This window comes from Anaerococcus porci, from assembly GCF_009696575.1.
Taxonomy (GTDB): Bacteria; Bacillota; Clostridia; order Tissierellales; family Peptoniphilaceae; genus Anaerococcus; species Anaerococcus porci.
The window spans coordinates 1-3,295 of record NZ_VULQ01000027.1 but is presented as its reverse complement, the minus strand read 5'-3'; the positions used below and the strand labels follow the sequence as shown (position 1 = coordinate 3,295).

2 rRNA genes are annotated in these 3,295 nt (G+C 45.0%); both read left to right on the top strand.

The features are described from left to right. Positions 1-34 precede the first annotated feature (34 nt). A 23S ribosomal RNA gene (locus tag FYJ26_RS10680) occupies positions 35-3,123 on the top strand. A 55-nt stretch (positions 3,124-3,178) separates the two neighbouring features. Next, positions 3,179-3,295 (top strand): 5S ribosomal RNA (gene rrf / locus FYJ26_RS10675).

Genomic DNA, 3,295 nt, shown 5'->3' with positions numbered 1-3,295 from the left:
GAACCTAAACAATTAAATAGCTATAAATATTTCCAGTCAAGAAAGAAAGGGCACAAGGTGGATGCCTTGGCACATGAAGGCGAAGAAGGACGTAAGTGAACGAAAACTAGGGCAAGCTCACAAAAAGCAAAGACCCCTAGGTCTCCGAATGGGGCAACCCGGCTGTGGAAGACACAGTCATCACTAAGTGAATACATAGCTTAGTGAAGTAAGACCCTGCGAACTGAAACATCTAAGTAGCAGGAGGAAGAGAAAGAAAATTCGATTTTCTAAGTAGCGGCGAGCGAAAGGGAAAGAGCCTAACTCAGTAAGCTTAAATAAGTCTAGTTAAATTAGTTGAAAAACTAAACCAAAGAAAGTGAAAGTCTTGTAAACGAAAGGCTTAAGAAAGTTGAGGGAAAGTATCACCGGGCACGAGAAACCCGGTGTGAAGATAGGGGGCCCATCCCCTAAGGCTAAATACTAACATGTGACCGATAGTGAACAAGTACCGTGAGGGAAAGGTGAAAAGAACCCCGAAAGGGGAGTGAAATAGAACCTGAAACCTAGTGCCTACAAGCAGACAAAGCGTGTAAGAACGTGATGTCGTACCTTTTGTAGAATGGGCCAGCGAGTTATTCTAAAGTGCAAGGTTAATGATTTAAGATCAGTAGCCGTAGCGAAAGCGAGTCTTAATAGGGCGAAAGTAAATTGGAATAGACCCGAAACCGGGTGATCTATCCATGGTCAGAGTGAAGTTGAAGTAAAATTCAATGGAGGCTCGAACCGGGTGCGGTTTAAAACGCATCGGATGAACTGTGGATAGGGGCGAAAAACCAAACGAACCCGGAGATAGCTGGTTCTCCTCGAAATAGCTTTAGGGCTAGCCTCTGACCTAAGATTTTAGGAGGTAGAGCACTGAATGGTCTAGGGCGGATGACCGTACCGAAACCTATCAAACTCCGAATGCCAAAAAATCAAGTCAGGGAGTCAGACTTAGGGGGATAAGCTTCTAAGTCGAAAGGGAAACAGCCCAGACCGACAGCTAAGGTCCCAAAATTTGAATTAAGTGGAAAAGGATGTGAATCTACTAAGACAACCAGGACGTTGGCTTAGAAGCAGCCATGCATTTAAAGAATGCGTAATAGCTCACTGGTCAAGTGGGTTTGCGCCAAAAATGAACGGGGCTCAAATTCAATACCGAAGCTTCGGATTAATAGAGGGATTAAGTTTACAAATGAGATTGGAAATATTAACAAAACAATACAGAAGAGATTAAAAAAAAGAAATTCAAAAATTTCAGACGCAAAGACATAATGGATAAGAAATTATCAAAAAAAACACAAGTCTAAAGTCAAAGTAGGTAATAAGCAAAAAAGCTTAACTACAAAAAAGATCACTGGTTAACGAGTTAATAAAACGTAAAAAAAGACGTACCAACTCATAGCTAAACTTAATACCTCTATTAGTGGTAGAGGAGCATTGTATTAGGGAAGAAGCCAAGGCGAAAGCAAAAGTGGACTTAATACAAGAGAGAATGCTGGCATGAGTAGCGAGAAGGGATGTGAGAATCATCCCCGTCGAAACCCTAAGGTCTCCTGAGCAAGGCTCGTCCCCTCAGGGAAAGTCGGGACCTAAGCTAAGGCCGAAAGGCGTAGGCGATGGATAACAGGTTTATATTCCTGTACCGCTTGAAGTCGTTAAGAGAGATGTGATGACGCAAGAGGATAATCGAAGCCATCTGATGGAAATGATGGTCTAAGGTCGTAGGAAGAATGGTAGGCAAATCCGCCATTCATAAATTCTGAAAACTGATAGGAATCGAAAACATAAGTAGAGAAGTCGATGACTCCAAATTGCCAAGAAAAGTCACTATCCAGACAAAAGCGCCCGTACCAAAACCGACACAGGTAGGGAGGTAGAGAATACCAAGACGCGCGGAAGAACCTTTGTTAAGGAACTCGGCAAAATGTCCCCGTAACTTCGGGAGAAGGGGAGCCATAGCAATATGGCCACAGAAACCAGGCCCAAGCGACTGTTTACCAAAAACACAAGTTTCTGCAAAATCGCAAGATGAAGTATAGGAGCTGACACCTGCCCGGTGCTGGAAGGTTAAGGGGAAGGCTTAGAGCAATCGAAGGCTAGAACTTAAGCCCCAGTAAACGGCGGCCGTAACTATAACGGTCCTAAGGTAGCGAAATTCCTTGTCGGGTAAGTTCCGACCCGCACGAAAGGTGTAACGATTTGGGCACTGTCTCAACAAAGGATCCGGTGAAATTGTAGTAGTCGTGAAGATGCGACTTACCCACGCTAGGACGGAAAGACCCCGTGGAGCTTTACTGTAGGCTGATATTGGATTTTGAGATTAAATGTACAGGATAGTTGGGAGACAAAGAAACTTGGATGTCAATCTAGGCGGAGTCACTGGTGGGATACCAACCTTTTAATATCAAAGTTCTAACCATAGCCCTTGAATCAGGGCATGGGACATTGTCAGTTGGGCAGTTTGACTGGGGCGGTCGCCTCCTAAAAAGTAACGGAGGCGTTCAAAGGTTCGCTCAGAATGGACGGAAACCATTCGAAGAGTATAAAGGCAGAAGCGAGCTTAACTGCGAGAGCTACAACTCAAGCAGAGTCGAAAGACGGACTTAGTGATCCGGTGGTACCGAATGGAAGGGCCATCGCTCAACGGATAAAAGCTACCCCGGGGATAACAGGCTTATCTCCCCCAAGAGTCCACATCGACGGGGAGGTTTGGCACCTCGATGTCGGCTCGTCTCATCCTGGGGCTGGAGTAGGTCCCAAGGGTTGGGCTGTTCGCCCATTAAAGAGGCACGCGAGCTGGGTTCAGAACGTCGTGAGACAGTTCGGTCCCTATCCAGCGTGGGCGTAAGAAATTTGAGAGGAGCTGTCCTTAGTACGAGAGGACCGGGATGGACGCACCAATGGTGTACGAGTTGTCAGGCCACTGGCATAGCTCGGTAGCTACGTGCGGAATTGATAAGTACTGAAAGCATCTAAGTACGAAGCAACCCTCAAGATAAGATTTCTCAAAGTAGGTAAAGAAAATACCTTAGATAGGTCCAAGGTGTAAGTGCAGTAATGTATTAAGCTAATGGATACTAAACTTTAAAACTTGACTGGAAATATTTATAGCTATTTGAAAAAGGCTCAAAGAGCAAGTATTAGGTAAAGAAAATATGGTGACAAAAGCAGAAGGGATACACCTGTATCCATACCGAACACAGAAGTTAAGCCTTCTAACGCCGATGGTACTCGGAGGGAGACCTCCCGGGAGATTAGGAAGTTGCCAAAC